At 60.2% G+C, this 18,298-nt stretch carries 11 protein-coding genes; 8 read left to right on the top strand and 3 right to left on the bottom strand.

Features of this window, described 5'->3' with window-relative positions:
• The coding region (locus tag HX899_RS35165) for a rhomboid family intramembrane serine protease (protein WP_246697156.1) at window positions 1-1,001 on the bottom strand (1,001 nt) is incomplete at its 3' end.
• A 270-nt stretch (window positions 1,002-1,271) separates the two neighbouring features.
• Here HX899_RS35165 and HX899_RS21170 point away from each other — a divergent pair.
• A complete protein-coding gene (locus HX899_RS21170; protein WP_138329037.1) occupies window positions 1,272-2,039 on the top strand; it encodes an adenylate/guanylate cyclase domain-containing protein in 768 nt (255 codons plus the stop codon).
• Window positions 2,040-2,117: 78 nt separating this feature from the next.
• On the opposite strand, the gene HX899_RS21165 is transcribed toward HX899_RS21170, so the two are convergent.
• Complete coding sequence (locus HX899_RS21165; protein WP_246697166.1) at window positions 2,118-2,348, bottom strand: DUF982 domain-containing protein; 231 nt, start codon at window positions 2,346-2,348, stop codon at window positions 2,118-2,120.
• A 278-nt stretch (window positions 2,349-2,626) separates the two neighbouring features.
• Window positions 2,627-2,968 (bottom strand): hypothetical protein, encoded by a 342-nt coding sequence (locus HX899_RS21160; RefSeq protein WP_130677824.1) that lies wholly within the window; start codon window positions 2,966-2,968, stop codon window positions 2,627-2,629.
• A gap of 248 nt (window positions 2,969-3,216) precedes the next feature.
• On the opposite strand from HX899_RS21160, the gene HX899_RS21155 reads away from it, so the two are divergent.
• From HX899_RS21155 to HX899_RS21125, 7 genes are all read left to right on the top strand, one after another.
• Entirely contained in the window at window positions 3,217-5,007 is a 1,791-nt protein-coding gene (locus tag HX899_RS21155; RefSeq protein ID WP_138329036.1) for a glycoside hydrolase family 15 protein, read from the top strand.
• Between the two features lie 325 nt (window positions 5,008-5,332).
• Entirely contained in the window at window positions 5,333-8,326 is a 2,994-nt protein-coding gene (gene uvrB, locus HX899_RS21150) for an excinuclease ABC subunit UvrB (RefSeq protein WP_181293317.1), read from the top strand.
• A 101-nt stretch (window positions 8,327-8,427) separates the two neighbouring features.
• Entirely contained in the window at window positions 8,428-8,736 is a 309-nt protein-coding gene (locus HX899_RS21145) for a hypothetical protein (RefSeq protein WP_246697155.1), read from the top strand.
• 66 nt (window positions 8,737-8,802) lie between these two features.
• A complete protein-coding gene (locus tag HX899_RS21140; protein WP_180193940.1) occupies window positions 8,803-9,189 on the top strand; it encodes a GNAT family N-acetyltransferase in 387 nt (128 codons plus the stop codon).
• A gap of 386 nt (window positions 9,190-9,575) precedes the next feature.
• The gene (locus HX899_RS21135) at window positions 9,576-12,350 is read left to right on the top strand and encodes a metal-binding protein (RefSeq protein WP_181293316.1); all 2,775 of its coding nucleotides are present in this window, start codon (window positions 9,576-9,578) and stop codon (window positions 12,348-12,350) included.
• Window positions 12,351-12,581: 231 nt separating this feature from the next.
• On the top strand, window positions 12,582-15,890 hold the full coding sequence (locus tag HX899_RS21130; protein ID WP_181293315.1) for a metal-binding protein: 3,309 nt from the start codon (window positions 12,582-12,584) through the stop codon (window positions 15,888-15,890).
• A gap of 171 nt (window positions 15,891-16,061) precedes the next feature.
• The gene (locus HX899_RS21125; RefSeq protein ID WP_181293314.1) at window positions 16,062-18,263 is read left to right on the top strand and encodes a cadherin domain-containing protein; all 2,202 of its coding nucleotides are present in this window, start codon (window positions 16,062-16,064) and stop codon (window positions 18,261-18,263) included.
• Window positions 18,264-18,298 lie beyond the last annotated feature (35 nt).

Here is an 18,298-nt window from a genome sequence, read left to right as displayed (position 1 = left end):
ATCACGGCTGCAAAAAGTCCGACAATCCCGCCGGAGGCCCCGACCCCGATCGTGTTCGGCGCATTGATCCACACCGATGCGACAGACCCGCCAAGGGCACTTGCGAAAAAAATCGCTGCAAACCAGCGCCAGCCGATCAGCCGTTCAAAGAGCCCTCCTGCGAACCATAAAGCAACGCAATTGAACGCGAGATGGAGGATACCTCCATGCATGAAGGGTGCGGTAAACAGCCGCCACCATTGACCATGCTCGACAATGCTTTGACGAAAAGTCCCACCGAGGACGAAGAGAGTCCAATTGGTGGGAGTGCCGGCGACGGGCGGCTCGAGACCGAAGGTTAGTTCGCCGGCATAGACCGCAATCAGAGTGGCGAGAAGAATGTAGGTGAATATAGGATGCCCGCCGCTGTTGAGAGCGGGTTCCAACGCTTCGTCTTCATCATCCGGGGCGGTCGAGCCATCTTCCTGCATGGTTTGGCGTTCGGCTTCGTAAGCTTCGGACAGCAATTCGACGAACTCATCGAATATCCTGTCCGAATTGCCCCGCAAGAGCTTCAGAGCAACGCCGACCTTGGCGCGTGAACCAACAAACCATTCCGGCAGCCGGCTCGTCAGCCCCCGTCTGACCAAGGTCCTGGCGGCAGTGGGATCAAGGTGAAGAATGATGTTATCCGCATATTTGGTCTGGACTCTGCCAATGCTTTGAATGGCAGACCACGGCAGTATCTGGCCGGGGAAATTCGGCAAACGGATTCCGGCCGTCGACATGACGAGTCCCGGCTCCACGGAGAATAGCTTGGGCAGCAGCAGCAATGCTAGGATGCCAAAAAACGCTGCACCCGGCACCACGAAGAACCAAGCCACACGAGGGTCCTTATCCCCAGGTGGATGGAAGCCTAGCCAAATGATTCCTGCCGTGATGGCAACTATAACCAGGAAGGTCAGAAGCAATTTGCCTCGGTTGTTGGCGTATTCCGATCTGCGCAATTCTTCAGGATTCATCCAAAACTCTCGCTAAAAGGTATCGACCGCACGCGTGCCTGTTCAACGTCGCAAACGTGACTCCCTGTAGGCACGGAGATGACACTGGATTGAATTTATCTACCTGGAATAGCATTTTGCAAGGTGCGTTTCGGAGTGCTCAAGAAATTACGCATGATAATTCAATATGAAATACTTCAATCCATCATCACCCCGGACCATCAGCAGAGTTGCCAAAAGCAGGCGAGTGTCGGAAGCTAGTTTTGGCTATCAGGCGATGGATTGCGAGATATGACGACAGCCTCTTCCACGGAGCCGGCCAGGCATGGCAATGCCCGGATCTGCCGCGGCTGCTGGGACCAGATGCATATGCCGATCCCGATCGGCGGCCCGTTTGCCCTGCCCTTCCGCGCCTTCGGCATCACCCGCAGCAAGATGAACCCCGATATCTGCACGATCTGCGAGCGCTCCTTCCAATATGTCAAGAAGCAGCGCCAGATCACTGTCGACGCCACCATCCTGTTTGCCGATATCAGGGGTTTCACGGATCTGTCGGAGCGCATCGAGGCGGTGCAACTGAGCGAGATTGTCAGCCTGTTTCAGGATCGCTGCGCGCAGGCGATCTGGGCGCATGATGGCATCGTCAACAAGCAGATGGGCGACGGCCTGATGGCGATTTTCAATTTTCCGATCGTCAGAAAGGATCACGCTGGCGCGGCCATCCTGGCAGCGCAGGAGATCCAGCGAAACTGTGCCGCCGCGCTGAGCGGTCTGGTGCTCGAGGCATTGCCCGGCCGCACCCTCGGCGTCGGCGTCGGCATCCATTCCGGCGAGGTCCAGATCGGCGAATTCTCAAGCTTTCGCAGCGATTTCACCGCGATCGGCGGCGTCGTCAATCAGTCCGCAAGGCTCGAATCCCAGGCCGCCGCCGGCGAGATCCTGATCTCGGCCGAAACGGCGGCGAAGGCTGCCGCGCTTGTTGCCGGAGCAGAAGAGCGCACGCTCACGCTCAAGGGCATCGAGCAGCCGGTGCAGGCGCGTGTGTTGATCAAACGCTGAGCGATTGCGACCACGCCACGATCTCTTCGAAGCGGATGCCGGCCGCGTGAAGACTGAATGTAGCCGGCGTCTCTCCTCCTATACTGGAGGGTTCACAACCGCGGCTTCGGCACCGTCTTCATCATCATTGATCGTAACGCCGGCTTCCAACGCCGCCAGGATGAAAGCCTGCCGCACCGTCTCGGCCGGCATCCGTCCGGCAAGCCAGGCGCGGCAGAAATCGATCGCCCTTTGCTGGTGGACGCCGCCATTGACCGGCCAGTCCGAGACGAGCGCATAGAGCGCATCCTGCGGTGAGCGGAGAACCAGGCGTTCGCCGGTATCAAGGTCGATCGAGATCGTTTGTTTCCAGAAGGCGGAATGGTCGCTAATGGCAGTAGTACCCAGAGGTGAAGTGACTGGAAACTAACTGCGGAAGGCCGATTTCGGTTCCGATAAGAGGGTCGGACGATCGCCGCGCGGCATTGCACGAATGCCGTCGGTCTTTGGGCGAAGAAACGACGGACGCAAATGGATATTGAAATCGGGATCGCCGACCAATGCCTCATTTTTGGCCGGCCCGATCTCGATGGTTGCGGCCCCGGCTGTCAACCTGGCAGCTTGCAGCCCTTGCTCATTCCAGCGGACTGCATGGCGGAAACCTTGCCTTTGGACGCGGCAATTTCCCCTTCCTTGTCTCCCCCGGCGACGCTGCCGATGGGGACGCCGACGAGGAAGACACCGAAAGCATCGCCGTTCGCTGCACTGATCTGCTGCTTGGAAAGGTCGTCGAGCTTGGCCTTCTCTTTCTTGAGTTCCACGGCGAGCGCCGCGCAACTGAGGTTCGTATAGGCAGCCATCGGAATATCGACTTGAACGATAGCGTCAGGACGTTTGGCGCAGCCGGCCACTGCCGCGGCCGCCGCGAATGCAATGATTATCTTGTTCATGAATGGTCCCCAATTCCCGCAGCAGCTGTAACATCGGCGCGCGCAATGCGGGAGGCAGCAGAGCCTTCAACCACAGACTTTTATTTATCGACACTTTCCATTTCGGCTTGGCATTGCTGGCGATGCCCCCCATTGATATCCGGAGTTTGCATGATAGCCGGCACGCCTACCGCCCCGTTAGTTTCCGCGCTTGACCTCCGCGCACGGCCTCTACCTAAAAGCCCGACTGCTATGCAGAGGAGGCTCCGGTGTCGGTACCCATTGAGGACTACGCGCTCATCGGCGATTGCGAAACCGCCGCACTCGTCTCGAAGAACGGCTCGATCGACTGGCTCTGTTTTCCGCGCTTCGATTCCCCCGCCTGTTTTGCCGCCCTGCTCGGCGCCGAGGATAACGGCTTCTGGTCGCTGTCACCGTCAGGTGAAATTGTCCGCGTCACGCGCCGCTACCGCAACGATACGCTCATTCTCGAAACCGAGTTTCAGACCGAGACCGGCACCGCCGTTCTCATCGACTTCATGCCGCTTCGCGATGGCACGAGCGATCTGATGCGCATCGTCGAGGGCAAGAGCGGCACTGTCGCCTTCGATATGGAGCTCAACCTTCGCTTCGATTACGGCCGAACCGTTCCCTGGGTCACGCATGGCGAGGATGGCGGCATCACCGCCATTGCCGGCCCGGACAGGCTAACCCTGAATTGCGCCGTCCCGCTCGAAGGCCGCGGCCTGAGCACGGTCGGCTCCTTCCAGCTTGCCGCTGGCGAGAGCCAGATCTTCACCCTGACCTGGTCACCCTCGCATATGCCGCAGCCGGCTCAGCGGCAGGTGGAATATGCGCTGCCGGACACGGAGGAATTCTGGCAATCCTTTGCCGCGACCTGCCCGAAAGTGGGCGGGTGGACGGAACAGGTCAAACGCTCGCTCATCACGCTCAAGGCACTGACCTACATGCCGACGGGCGGCATCGTCGCCGCGGCGACAACCTCCCTGCCGGAAAAGATCGGCGGGCCGCGCAACTGGGACTACCGCTATTGCTGGCTGCGCGACGCGACGCTGACCCTGCTCGCCCTGATGAAACTCGGCTATTACGAAGAAGCCAGTGCCTGGCGCAACTGGCTGCTGCGCGCGGTCGCCGGCGCCCCGGCGCAGATGCAGATCATGTATGGCGTCGCCGGCGAGCGCAATTTGCTGGAATGGCAGGTTCCCTGGCTGAGTGGCTACGAGGGCTCGACACCCGTACGCATCGGAAATGCCGCTGCCGAACAGGTGCAGCTCGATGTCTATGGCGAGGTGGCCGACGCCATGCTGCAGGCCCGCAAGGGCGGGCTTCCGCCGCATCATCGCGGACGCGAACTGGCGGCGGCCATTCTGCCCTTTCTCGAAAAAATCTGGATGGAGCCCGATGAAGGCATCTGGGAGGTGCGCGGCCAGCGCCAGCATTTCACCTATTCGAAGGTCATGGCCTGGGTGGCTTTCGACCGCGCCGTCCAGATTGCCGAGGCGGACGGCGAGCCCGAGGCCGCCGCACGTTGGCGCACGCTCGCAAATCACATCCATGCCGAGGTTTGCGAGAAAGCTTTCGATCCCGAACTCGGCTGTTTCGTGCAGGCCTACGGCTCCAAGGCGCTTGATGCCAGCCTGCTGCATCTCGGCATGGTCGGCTTCATCCCGCCTGATGATCCGCGCTATGTCGCGACAGTCGAGGCGATCGAGCGCAGGCTGCTGCGTGATGGCCTGCTGCTGCGCTACGAGACGCAGGAGGTGGACGACGGCCTGCCGCCAGGCGAAGGCGCGTTCCTCGCCTGCAGCTTCTGGCTCGTCGACGCCCTCGGCATGATCGGCCGCCGCGACGATGCGCTGCGCCTGTTCGAGCGGCTGCTTTCTATCTGCAACGATGTCGGGCTTCTGGCGGAAGAATATGATCCCGCCGCCCGCCGCATGCTGGGCAACTTCCCGCAGGCCTTCAGCCATGTCGGGTTGATCAACAGTGCGTTGAACCTCGCGCGGCTCGAGGGGCCGGCGGACCAGCGTTCGGCTTGATGGGTGTAGAACCGCTGAAGGAAGGCCCCTCCCCAACCCCTCCCCACAGGTGGGAGGGGCTAATCCGGCGGCACCGCCTTGCATCTTCCGAAACGTTGAGGATTTGGAAAGCCGGCGCGGCAGGTTAAGCCCCTCCCACTTGTGGGGGCCGAAGGACGGGTCGAGACCCGTGGCTCGACCCCGGCAACCGACAGGAGGGGTTTGGGGCGGGGTCTTTAGTATCACGCGACCGGGAGACTATTCCAAAAATCCGAACGATTCATTCGTTTCCCTTTTGTACTCTTTCCCTCTTCACTTTCGCGCTGACTCTCTCCATATTCGCCGCATGGCCAAATCTCCGAAGAAATCCCCCGCCCCGAATGGCTTCGAGGAAGCCCCTCAATCGTCTTTTGAGGGAGCCCCCCTCTCAGGCTCGGTTGCCGATTGGGTGAAGCAGTTGGAGGCCGATGCCGAAACCTCGGGCGTCGAGACGCAGCGCCAGATCGCCTCCAAGGCCGGCAAACATCGCAAGAAAGTGGAAATCGCCGCCAGGACGAAAACCAGCGACGGCGGCGTCAGCGCGTCGAAATCGGCGCGCGGCACCTCCATGGGTGGCTCGACCGACCCGAAGACGCGCGCAGCCGCCGGCCTCAATCCCGTCTCCGGCATGGATACGACGCTGGAGGAGGCCTCGTCGCTGCAGGCCGGCACCGCCGTCACCGCCACGGTCGAGGCGCTGTCGGCGCTGATCGAGAGCGGCAATCCGCTTCACAAGAACGGCAAGATCTGGACGCCGCATCGCCCTGCCCGGCCCGACAAATCCGAAGGCGGCATCGCCATCCGCATGCAGTCGGATTACGAGCCGGCCGGCGACCAGCCGACCGCCATCCGCGACCTCGTCGAGGGGCTGGAGAATGGCGACCGCAGCCAGGTGCTGCTCGGCGTTACCGGCTCCGGCAAGACCTTCACCATGGCCAAGGTGATCGAGGCGACGCAGCGCCCGGCCGTCATCCTGGCGCCGAACAAGACGCTGGCCGCCCAGCTCTATTCCGAATTCAAGAATTTCTTCCCCGACAATGCGGTGGAATATTTCGTTTCCTACTATGATTATTACCAGCCGGAAGCCTATGTGCCGCGCTCCGACACCTATATCGAGAAGGAATCGTCGATCAACGAGCAGATCGACCGCATGCGCCACTCGGCGACGCGCTCGCTGCTCGAACGTGACGACTGCATCATCGTCGCCTCGGTCTCCTGCATCTACGGTATCGGCTCGGTCGAGACCTATACGGCGATGACCTTCCAGATGTCGGTCGGCGACCGGCTCGACCAGCGCCAGTTGCTGGCCGACCTCGTCGCCCAGCAATACAAGCGCCGCGACATGGATTTCACCCGTGGATCCTTCCGCGTGCGCGGCGACACGATCGAGCTCTTCCCCGCCCACTTGGAGGATGCCGCCTGGCGCATCTCGATGTTCGGCGACGAGATCGACGCGATCACCGAGTTCGACCCGCTCACCGGCCAGAAGGTCGGCGACCTAAAATCGGTGAAGATCTACGCCAATTCGCACTATGTCACCCCGCGCCCGACGCTGAACGGCGCCATCAAGTCGATCAAGGAGGAGCTCAGGCTCCGCCTCGCCGAACTGGAAAAGGCCGGCCGCCTGCTGGAGGCCCAGCGCCTGGAGCAGCGCACCCGCTACGATATCGAAATGCTCGAGGCGACCGGCTCCTGCCAGGGCATCGAGAACTATTCGCGTTACCTCACCGGCCGCGACCCCGGCGATCCCCCGCCGACGCTGTTCGAATATATCCCCGACAACGCCCTCGTCTTCATCGACGAAAGCCATGTCACCGTGCCGCAGATCGGCGGCATGTACCGGGGCGACTTCAGGCGCAAGGCGACGCTGGCCGAATACGGCTTCCGCCTGCCCTCCTGCATGGACAACCGGCCGCTGCGCTTCGAGGAATGGGACGCCATGCGCCCCGACACGATCGCCGTTTCGGCCACCCCCGGCGGCTGGGAGATGGAGCAGTCGGGCGGCGTCTTCGCCGAACAGGTGATCCGCCCGACCGGCCTGATCGACCCGCCGGTCGAGGTCCGCTCGGCCCGCAGCCAGGTGGACGACGTGCTCGGCGAGATCCGCGAGACCGCCGCCAAGGGCTATCGCACCCTCTGCACCGTGCTGACCAAGCGCATGGCCGAGGACCTGACCGAATATCTGCATGAGCAGGGCGTGCGCGTGCGCTACATGCACTCCGACATCGACACGCTGGAGCGTATCGAGATCCTCCGCGATCTCCGCCTCGGCGCCTTCGACGTTCTCGTCGGCATCAACCTTTTGCGCGAAGGCCTCGACATTCCCGAATGCGGCTTCGTCGCCATCCTCGACGCCGACAAGGAAGGCTTCCTGCGCTCGGAGACCTCGCTGATCCAGACGATCGGCCGCGCCGCGCGTAATGTCGACGGCAAGGTCATCCTCTATGCCGACCAGGTCACCGGCTCGATGAAACGGGCGATGGAGGAAACCAGCCGCCGCCGCGAAAAGCAGATGGTCTATAACCAGGAACACGGCATCACGCCGGAATCGGTCAAGGCCAGGATCTCCGACATCCTCGACTCCGTCTACGAGCGCGACCACGTCCGCGCCGATATATCCGGCGTCTCGGGCAAGGGCTTCGCCGATGGCGGCAACCTCGTCGGCAACAACCTGCAGACCCATCTCAACGCGCTCGAAAAGAGCATGCGCGACGCCGCCGCCGACCTCGACTTCGAAAAAGCCGCCCGCCTCCGCGACGAAATCAAACGCCTCAAGGCCGCCGAGCTGGCGGTTATGGACGATCCCATGGCTAGAGAAGAGTCGAAGGCGATGGAAGGCGTCAGACGGAACGCCAAGGCGACCCGCGAATCCCTTCTTCCAGCCGGCGAGAAGGTGCCCGGCAGGGCGGATGAGGGGGCCACCCCCTCCTACCTCTCCAGACCCAGCCTCGACGACATGGGCCCAGGCACCGACACCACCACCCCCCTCTTCCGCAAACCCGCTCTGGACGACATGGGCCGCGACATCGCCGAGCCCGCCAAGAAGACTCTCTTCCGCAAGAACGACCTCGATGAAATGACGGTCGGCCGAACGGAAAAGCCGGTCATCGGTGCGCTGCCGGAAAAGCCGGAAGCCGCCAAGGGCACAAAGCGGTTTTCACCGATGCTGGAGGGGCAGCCAGAGCGCGATGACGTGCGGCCGGTCGTGCGCGGGAAGACGGGCGTCGGGAGTTATGAGGACCCGGGCGAGCAGAAGCGCAAGGGGCGGACGAAGGGGAAGACAGGGCGGCCGGGGCGGTAAAGCAAGGCGCAGAGCCTAGTCGGGCTCGCGCGCGCGCTGATCTCGGCGAGCGCTCCGTCGCCGAAATCAGCCAGGCGGCACAGAGGAATATTCTGCGGGAAATGTCGAAACTCCAGGAAGAGCGGGTCAACGATCACATGATCGCCTACCGGATCGACGACAACCCGCCGCTGACGCCGGCCATCGTGCTGACGGATGGATTCTGGGCGATGGTGGACAAGAATTTCCCGGATGGCGCCTTGCTGATCCTGCGCCAGCCCGACGAGGTGGCCGTGATCGACCGAAAGGCGCCCTCCGCGCTGATCACGGCCCGCCAGCTGATCGACATGGCGAAACACCGCGGCGTCGATTTTCTCTCCGACAGGATTTTCGAGCGGCGCGACGGCCGGCTCGTCACTGTGACGGAATGAGCCCGTGACGTCCCCCGCCCTTTGATCCGGAAGACCTCCATGCCCGCTGAAGGAAGGGAACCGCCCATGCTGGACCTGCGCATCGACCCCTTCCCCTCCGCCGCGGAACTTAACGCGCTCTTTTCCGCCGCCTGGGGCAGCCCGCACAACCGCGACTTCACCCCCATCCTCTCCCGCAGCCTCGCTCATATCGGCGCCTATCAGGACGACCGTCTCGTCGGCTTCGTCAATGTCGCCTGGGATGGAGGCATCCATGCCTTCATCCTCGATACCTCAGTGCATCCCGACATGCGAAGGCAAGGCATCGCGACGCGGCTGGTTCGGCAAGCGACGAGCCTCGCCCGCGAGCGCGGCGCAGAGTGGCTGCATGTCGATTTCGAACCGCACCTGACCGGCTTCTACCGCGCCTGCGGTTTCAGGCCGACCAAGGCAGGGATCATCAACCTCGTGTGAGGCGTCCCGCGCGGGAAGCCGGAACCAGTCGAAGCCAACACCAACCTGCGATAGTGGCGCGAATGGTCGCGCGGCGCAGCATTATCGAAGAACCCGCTGAAAACACAATTTTCGCGAGAGCATCCCAACCGAAAATGAAAGATAATATTATTTACGAAACCAAAATATGTCTTTGAGTTCTCAAATTAAAATTCCTTTCCCAGTATTTCATTCTTAGTTTTTCATTAAAAAAGCAATGAAAAGACACAATTTTGCATTGAAAACTTGACCGGGGATTGGCATAGATCCCCGAGGGGTTGTCGTCCGCCGAGCAATAAAACAGTTCTTTCGGGGATGTCTCATATTGCCGAGTACAAAGCATCTTTTGGGGAAAGATATATATATATATGACCTTGAATATTCTGGACACGAACGGCGCCACAATTACCAAGACCGGCGCTGAGTTCGAAGCTTACGATGTTATCCGCGACTCTGCCGCCAGCCCTTCCGCACCTGTCTCCCTCACTGTTTCCGATTCGTCCGTGGCGGATCTGGCCGACGAGCTGGGCTCGGTCTCTGCAAACGTGATTGGCTCTTACTACGGCAATGCGATCACGACGGGCGCGGGCAACGACACCATCTCAGGCAGCGACGGCAATGACACGCTGAACGGCGGCGCCGGCGACGATGTGATCAGTGGTGGTAGCGGCGACGACAAATTGATCGGCGGCGCCGGTAACGATACAATTTTTGACGGTGGCATCCCCTGGCCGGGAACGGGTGACCAGCAGCAACTCACCGACATCGACGCCGGTGACGGCGACGATTCCATAGTCGTGGAGAGATACAATCCACTGATTTCAGGAACAGTCGATGGCGGTGCCGGAATCGATACGCTGCAAACCTCGTCGCTCAACGGTCTGACGATCAAGTATATTGAAGTACTTAATACGGAAGGATCTACCGTTAGCGGTTCGAGCGCGCAGTTCGAGAGTTTTGACAAGATCATCGGGTCGACCGATCCGGTCTTCAATTTTTCCGCTATTTTGGAGTTGACGGACAGCGCCCACCTCGATCTTTCCGACGAGCTGGCGGACCGCCGAGCTCATATCTGGGGCTGGAACAATCCCTCCGGCGTTGACGTCAAGACCGGCGACGGTGACGACGTATTTGCGGGCAGCGACGTCAACGACATTTTCGACGGCAGCGGCGGCAACGACATTTTCGACGGCAGGGGCGGCAATGACAAATTGACCGGCGGCGACGGCGACGACGAGCTCGATGGTGGCGACGGCACCGACACGGCTGTTTTCGCCGGTAATTTTTCCGACCATTCCCTTGCATTGGAAAATGGCAGGCATGTCGTCACGAGCTCGCTCGAAGGTACGGATACGCTGACGGACGTCGAATTCGCGCGCTTTGCCGATGGTGTCTACGATTTCGCCACCGGAACTTTCACCGTCGACAGTACCGAGCCAGGTAACCCTTTGAATATCCTAGAGACGAGCGGCGCCACGATTACCAAGACCGGCACCGAATTCGAAGCTTACGACGTCATTCGCCACTCCGAAATCAATCCTCTCGTCGCGGCCACCCTGGTCATCTCGGACTCCGGGACGGTAGACCTTTCCGACGAACTGGGTTCGGGCTCCGCAAATGTGACGGGCTCGAGCGGCGACGATACGCTCACGACAGGCGCAGGCAACGACATCATCTCGGGCCGTGACGGCGCAGACACACTGAACGGCGGCGCCGGAAACGATCATCTCCATGGAGGATCTGGCAATGACACGCTGAATGGCAGCACCGGCAATGACCAGATCTTCGGCGACGGCGGGAATGATGTCATTAAAGGCGGCGCCGGCAACGATACGATCATCGACGGTGATGTTGGCAACTTCTCTCCGGATCTCGGGCTCGTGCCGGAAGTCTTGGACATCGACGCCGGCGACGGAAACGATGTCGTCATCGTGCAGCCATTCGCTCCACTGGTCTCCGGAACAGTCAATGGCGGTGATGGGTTCGATACGCTGCAAGCCCCCGATCTAAGAGGTCTGACGATCGAGAACTTCGAAGTCCTTGACACTGCAAGATTTCAGGTTGCCGGTTCGAGCGCGCAGTTCGAAAGCTTTGATAGCATCGTCGGCTCGATCAATCCGTTCGACGTTGTTTCTCGCCCCTCACTGGCAATAACGGACAGCGCCCACCTCGATCTTTCCGATGAGCTGGGAGGCCACGGAGCTTTTATCACCGGCTATGGCTCCAGCATTGACGTCAAAGCCGGCGACGGCGACGACGAGTTTACGGGCACCGACGGCAACGACATTTTCGAGGGCGGCGGCGGCTACGACATCATCGATGGCGGCGCCGGCACCGACACGGCGGTCTTCTCCGCGAAGTTCGCCGACTATATGCTCGGCTACCGCTACGACAACGAATCCCACGTCGTGATAAGCCTGAGCGGGCAGGACGGTGAGGATATCCTGACCGACGTCGAATTCGCCCGTTTTGCCAACGGCGTCTATGAATTCGCCACGGGAACCTTCACGAGCACCAATAACGCGCCGACCAACATCCAGCTCTCGAAAACCGCCCTCTCCGAGGACACGCCGATCTGGACCACGGTCGGCCTGCTCAGCGCCAAGGACGCCGATGGCGACGCGCTCACCTATACGCTGATCGACGGGGCGAACGATCACTTCCGGATAAAGGGCGACCGCATCGTCACCTCGAAGGCGCTGGACTACGAGACGGACAAGTCGCACACGATCAAGGTGGCTGTCTCCGATGGCACGGTCACGGTCGAAAAGGACATCACGATCAACGTCCTCGACGTCAACGAAGCCCCTGTTAACAAGGCGCCGACCAATCTCGCCTTCTCGCGCAGCTCGGTCTCCGAGAATATCGTGATCGGCACCTCGGTCGGCCTTCTCTCGGCGCGCGATCCGGAAGGCGGCACGGTAAAATGGCGGCTGACGGATGATGCGGACGGCATCTTCAAACTCGTCGGCAACAAGATCCAGACCAAGGCGGCGATCGATTTCGAAAACACCCATAGCCTGACCTTCACCGCCGAAGCCTACGACGCGGCCGGAAACGTCACCAGCCACGATTTCACGCTTGCCGTGAAGGACGTCTTCGAGCCGTCGGTTTCGAGCCTGCTGCACGACGCGCTCATCTAGCAACGACCTTGTCGCGGGACGCAGAAATGCGTCCCGCGACAAGCGCAGAATGCGCCCGCGTGCCTGCCTAAACGAGCACCCGGCGCTGCCACTGCCCCGAGTTCCAACCTGCGGTCGCCGCTTTCCAATGAAGGTGACTGCCGCCTCCGACACGAACCTTCTCCACCCGGAACGGCAGAAAAGACACAATCCGTTCTTGCAGAATCCAACGTATCTTCTGGAAAGTTTAACATGGCCTTGAATATTCTGGACACGAACGGCACGACGCTTACCAGGACCGGCGCTGAGTTCGAAGCATACGACGTTATCCGCCACTCCGAAGCTACTCCCCTCGCCGCCGTCACTCTGGTCGTCTCCGATTCCGGCGTGGCAGATCTGGCCGACGAACTGGGCTCGGTCTCCGCGAACGTGACAGGCTCAAGCGGTGACAACACGATCACGACGGGCGCAGGCAATGACACCATCTCGGGTGGTGATGGTGCAGACACGCTGAGCGGCGGCGTTGGCGACGACCTGATCAAAGGCGAAGCTGGCGACGACGTACTAAATGGTGGTGACGGCAACGACAATCTCTTCGGCGGCGCCGGCAATGACGTCATCAAGGGTGGCGCAGGCGACGATTGGATTGTCGATGAAGGTTCTACGACCGGAGTCTTCAATATCGATGCAGGTGAGGGCAAGGACACCGTGTCGTTGTTGCAGGAGGTCGGCAGTACACCCTCGGGCAAAGTCGATGGCGGTCCCGGTGTCGACACGCTGCAAGCCACCAATTTGACCGGCCTGACGCTCAAAAGCTTCGAAATCCTTGACACGCAAGGATTGGAAGTTACCGGATCGTCCGCGCAGTTCGAAAGCTTCGAGAAGATTATCACCCCCAACCTCGGTCCCGGCTTCACTCCTACGATCACCTTGCGGTTGACTGACGGCGCCCATGTCGATCTCTCGCAGGAGATCGGGCCCAGCGTGGTCTACATCTCTCCTGACAAGGACACTACCAGCATCGACGTCACCACCGGCGGCACCCGGGACCATCTCATCGGGCTCAGCGGAAATGACATCCTGGATGGAGGCGCCGGTGACGACGTCATCGACGGCAATGCAGGAAATGACCGGTTGACCGGCGGAGCTGGCAACGACACCATCGATGGCGGCTACGGAAACGACGTCATCAGGGGCGGCGCCGGCAACGACAAGATTATGGATGGCCAATTTTTCAGTGGCATTGGCTCCGAAGCCTTCGACATTGATGCCGGCGATGGCAATGACACCGTGATCTTGCAGAACTATGACAGCATCGCCGATTCCGGAACGGTCGATGGCGGTGCCGGCACTGACAAACTGCAGGCCGGTCTTCTGACGGGCCTGACGATCAAGAACTTCGAAATCCTTGATACGGGAACATGGGCGATTGGCTCGGCGGCGCAATTCGAAAGCTTCGACAAGATCACAAACACGGACAATCCGGCCAATATCATCCTCATGCAAGTGACGGACGGCGCCCATCTCGATCTTTCCGACGAGTTGGGAAGCCGTAAGGTCCAAATCGTCGGCAGCGGCTCCAGCATGGACGTGACGACGGGTAGCGGCGACGACCTCTTGGGCGGTACCGCTGGCAATGACACTTTAGATGGCGGAGACGGGAATGACGGGCTCTCCGGCCGTCTCGGCAATGACGTCATCAGGGGCGGTGCGGGTAACGACTCGATCAGCGATGGCGATAGTTTTGCTAACGTCGCTGAGGTCTTCAATATCGATGCTGGCACTGGCGACGACGGCGTGACCCTGGTCAAGGGCCTCTTCGGTCATCAGATGTCCGGAACAGTCGATGGCGGCTCCGGCATCGACACGCTAAAAGCCAATGATATGACGGGCCTGACGATTAAGAACTTTGAAATCCTCAGCGCGTCGGCGATCGAGACTAAAGGATCGTCCGCTCAGTTCGAAAGCTTCGACAAGATCATCAGCTCGACCGGTCCGACCGATCAGTTTCCCATCTCCCTGAGATTGACGGACGGCAGCCATCTCGATCTTTCCGACGAACTGGCAAACAATTCGGTCACCATCGGCGGCACGGACTCCAGTATCGACGTCAAGACCGGCGGCGGCAACGACTATCTACACGGTGCCGCTGGCAATGACATTTTGGACGGCGGCACCGGCAACGACACGATCTCTGGCAATGGCGGCAATGACAAGCTGACCGGCGGTGCGGGCAACGACGCAATCTTCGACGGCGACAATGTTTCCACCACTCCCGAGACCTTCGATATCGACGCCGGCGAAGGCAACGATGCGATCACCTTGCGGACACACTCTTCCGCGATTTCCGGAGTGATCGACGGCGGCGCCGGCACGGATACGCTGCGCGTCATCGAGCCGACCTTGGGCCCCAGCATGGAATTCATCGGGCTTGCCGGCCTGACGATCAAGAACGTCGAAATTCTTGAAACGGCGGGAGCCGAGGTTCTTGCTTCGGCCGCCCAGTTCGAAAGCTTCGACAAGATCGTCAAATACGAAATGCCGGGCTATGAGAACGATGTCCTCGCACTGACGTTGACGGACAGCGCCCATGCCGACCTCTCCGACGAACTGGCCAGCCGCCACGTAGACATCTTCGGCACCGCCTTCGGCATCGACGTCAAGACCGGCGGCGGCGACGACTATTTCTTCGGAACCGGCGGCAATGACAGGTTCGAAGGCGGCGCCGGCAACGACGTGCTTTTGGGCGGTGCGGGCATCGATACGGCGGTCTTCTCAGGCAATTTCGCCAAATACACCTTCGCATTGAACAATGGCAGCCACATCCTGACGAGCGCCCTGGAGGGCAAGGATACGCTGACCGATGTTGAATTCGCCCGTTTTGCCGACGGCGTCTACGATTTCGCCAAGGGAAAGTTCACGCCCGACGGCAGCAACAGCGCGCCCACCAATATACAGCTCTCGAAAACTTCCCTGTTGGAGAGCACACCGATCTGGACCACGGTCGGCCTGCTCAGCGCCAAGGACGCCGATGGTGACGCGCTCACCTATACGCTGATCGACGGAGCCAACGACCACTTCCGGATCAATGGCAACCGCATCGTCACCTCGAAGGCGCTGGACTACGAGACCGCCAAGTCACACACGATCAAGGTCGCTGTTTCGGATGGCAAGGTCACGGTCGAAAAGGACATCACGATCAACGTGCTCGACGTCAACGAGGCCCCCGTCAACAAGGCGCCGACCAATCTCGCCTTCTCGCGCAGCTCGGTCTCCGAGAATATCGCGATCGGCACCTCGGTCGGCCTGCTGTCGGCACGCGATCCGGAAGGCGACACGGTGAAATGGCGGCTGACCGATGATGCCGACGGCGTCTTCAAGCTCGTCGGCAACAAGATCCAGACCAAGGCTGCGATCGACTACGAAAGCACCCACAGCCTGACCTTCACCGCCGAAGCCTATGACGCGGCCGGAAACGTCACCAGCCACGATTTCACGGTGGCAGTAAAGGACGTCTTCGAGCCGTGGGTTTCGAGCTTGTCGCATGAGGCGTTGATTTAGCCGCAACACCGCCATTGCTCGAAGCAGACCTACGTCCCGCAATGGCTCGGAAAAATTAGGCGCTCCGGCAGAAAGCGTCGGCGCGCCCGCTTAAACGAGCACCACCAGGAACGGAAGAAAAGACACCACCCGTTCTGGCAGAGCGCAATGCATCTTCTGGAAAGTTAAAATATGGCTTTGAATATTCTGAACGTGTACGGCGGGCCTGTTACCAAGACTGGCGCTGAATTCGAAGCGTATGACGTCATCCGCTACTCCGCCACCAGTCCCCTCGCAAGGATCACTCTGTCAGTCTCCGACTCCAGCACGGCAGACCTTGCTGACGAGTTGGGTTCGGTCTCGGCAGACGTGTTCGGCTCGGACAGTGCCAATACGATCACAACAGGCGGCGGCAACGACGCCATTTCCGGTCGTGCCGGCGCAGACACTCTGAGTGGTGGAGCCGGAGACGATTTGATCGACGGTGGCGATGGAAATGACGCCCTTTTTGGTGGCGAGGGTAGCGACCAGCTTTTTGGCCGCCTTGGAGACGATATCATCCGTGGCGGCGCGGGCGACGACACGATAGAGGATGGCTTTTATTATTCTGTTAACCCTGAGGTCTTCGACATTGACGCGGGCGTTGGCAATGACACCGTGAGTTTATCAAACAGCATCAACGCCAGCGTGTCCGGAACCAACGACGGCGGCGACGGTGTCGACACGCTGCGAGCCAGCTTTCTTACTGGTCTGACGATCAAGAATTTCGAGGTTCTCGAGTCTGGGGAACTCGGAGTTACAGGATCGGCCGCACAATTTGACAACTTCGACAAGATTGTTGCCCAGAACAGCAACTCTGACATCGTCTTGCGGCTGTCGGGCAGCGCACATGCCGACCTTTCCGGCAAATTAGGTACTAGCGGAGTCCAAATCTATGCGGCGGTTACCAGCATCGATGTGACGACGGATGCGGGCAATGATCAATTATCAGGTACCGATGGCAATGATGTTTTCGATGCCCGCGCCGGCGATGACATCCTCGATGGCTATGGTGGAGATGACGCGCTGACCGGCGGTGAAGGTAACGACCAAATCAACGGCGGTTTCGGGAAGGATGTCATAAGGGGTGGAGCAGGCAACGATTCGATCTTCGATGGTGAATCTTTCGGCGTTTACCCGGAAGTCTTAGACATCGATGCGGGCGAGGGTAACGACGCCATAATCGTGCAGACATCCGGTGGCGTGCTGTCCGGAGCGATTGATGGCGGTACCGGGATTGATATCCTGCGTGCTCCTACGCTAACGGGCCTAACGATCAAGAACGTTGAAATCTTTGAAACGTATGGCTACGTGATCGCCGGTTCGTCCACGCAGTTCGAAAGCTTCGACAAGATCGTCTTCGCGAACAATTCCACCGACAACTATGCCGTCTTGTTGTCATTAACGGACGGCGCCCACCTCGATCTTTCCGACGAACTGGGGGATCTCGGTGCTGTTATTGCCGGCAATGTCTCTGGCATTGACGTCAAGACCGGCGGCGGAGACGACGAGTTTACGAGCACCCACGGCAACGACATTTTCGACGGCGGCGCGGGCCTCGACATGGCCGTTTTCTCCGGCGATTTCGCCAGCTATTCCTTCGCGATCAACAATGGCAGCCATGTTCTGACCAGCGCCCTGGAAGGCAAGGATATCTTGATCGACGTCGAATCTGCCCGTTTTGCCGATGGCATCTATGATTTCGCTACGGAAACCTTTACGCCCGCCAACAAAGCGCCGACCAATATTCAGCTTTCGAAAACTGCGGTCTCCGAAGACACGCCGATCTGGACCACGGTCGGCCTGCTAAGCGCGCGCGACGCCGACGGCGACGCCCTCACCTACACGCTGCTCGACGCCGCCGACGATCATTTCCGGATAAAGGGCAATCGCATCGTCACCTCGAAGGCCTTGGACTACGAGACGACGACGTCGCACACGATTAGGGTCGCTGTCTCCGACGGCAAGGTCACCGTCCAGAAGGACATCACGATCAACGTGCTCGACGTCAACGAGGCCCCCGTCAACAAGGCGCCGACCAATCTCGCCTTCTCGCGCAGCTCGGTCTCCGAGAATGTCGCGATCGGCACCTCCGTCGGCCTGCTCACGGCGAAGGATCCGGAAGGCGACACAGTGAAATGGCGGCTGACGGACGATGCCGACGGCATCTTCAAGCTCGTCGGCAACAAGATCCAGACGAAGGCGGCGATCGACTACGAAAGCACCCACAGCCTGACCTTCACCGCCGAAGCCTACGACGCGGCCGGAAACGTCACCAGCCACGATTTCACGCTGGCCGTGAAGGACGTCTTCGAGCTGTCGGTTTCGAGCTTGTCGCATGAGGCGTTGATTTAGCCGCGACAGAATTGCCGGGCACCGAGGTGGGACTT

This window comes from Rhizobium sp. WYCCWR 11146 (assembly GCF_013591995.1).
GTDB lineage: Bacteria > Pseudomonadota > Alphaproteobacteria > Rhizobiales > Rhizobiaceae > Rhizobium > Rhizobium indicum.
The sequence above is the reverse complement of the archived record's forward strand: the minus strand, read 5'-3'. Positions and strand labels throughout refer to the sequence as shown.

What these genes read in the sequence shown, in the direction of transcription:
- HX899_RS21170 (WP_138329037.1), top strand. Translation starts at nt 1,272, where the DNA reads ATGACGACAGCCTCTTCCACGGAGCCGGCCAGGCATGGCAATGCCCGG.
- HX899_RS21160 (WP_130677824.1), bottom strand. Translation starts at nt 2,968, where the DNA reads ATGAACAAGATAATCATTGCATTCGCGGCGGCCGCGGCAGTGGCCGGC.
- uvrB (WP_181293317.1), top strand. Translation starts at nt 5,333, where the DNA reads ATGGCCAAATCTCCGAAGAAATCCCCCGCCCCGAATGGCTTCGAGGAA.
- HX899_RS21145 (WP_246697155.1), top strand. Translation starts at nt 8,428, where the DNA reads ATGTCGAAACTCCAGGAAGAGCGGGTCAACGATCACATGATCGCCTAC.
- HX899_RS21140 (WP_180193940.1), top strand. Translation starts at nt 8,803, where the DNA reads ATGCTGGACCTGCGCATCGACCCCTTCCCCTCCGCCGCGGAACTTAAC.
- HX899_RS21135 (WP_181293316.1), top strand. Translation starts at nt 9,576, where the DNA reads ATGACCTTGAATATTCTGGACACGAACGGCGCCACAATTACCAAGACC.
- HX899_RS21130 (WP_181293315.1), top strand. Translation starts at nt 12,582, where the DNA reads ATGGCCTTGAATATTCTGGACACGAACGGCACGACGCTTACCAGGACC.
- HX899_RS21125 (WP_181293314.1), top strand. Translation starts at nt 16,062, where the DNA reads ATGGCTTTGAATATTCTGAACGTGTACGGCGGGCCTGTTACCAAGACT.